Annotated in this window: 1 protein-coding gene; it reads left to right on the plus strand. The window is 25.4% G+C overall.

Annotated features, from left to right (window positions below):
• On the plus strand, positions 1-206 hold a 206-nt coding region (locus SB749_RS19645; protein WP_410711785.1), incomplete at its 5' end, for a hypothetical protein.
• Between the last annotated feature and the right edge of the window lie 62 nt (positions 207-268).

Below are 268 nucleotides of genomic sequence, written 5' to 3' on the forward strand. Positions count from 1 at the left end.
GTACAAAATGGGCACTCTCGTCAACAATATTTTTTGAATTATTTAAACAATTTAAAAATTTATTCTTCGTTGAAATCGTTTTCTTACTCGATAAAGCACTAAATATTCTGTTTCAATTGATTTTTTTGAAAATTTATCGAATTTTAAATTTACCGATTTTCAACTTCAAGAAAAAGGAAAATTTAGCTATCAATGTTTTATTCTAATGTTTTAACTGGGCTACATATGCCTGTAAATAAAAAAAGATTGGACAAATAATGAATTGCCC

Source organism: Brevibacterium sp. SIMBA_078 (assembly GCF_046534565.1).
Taxonomy (GTDB): domain Bacteria; phylum Actinomycetota; class Actinomycetes; order Actinomycetales; family Brevibacteriaceae; genus Brevibacterium.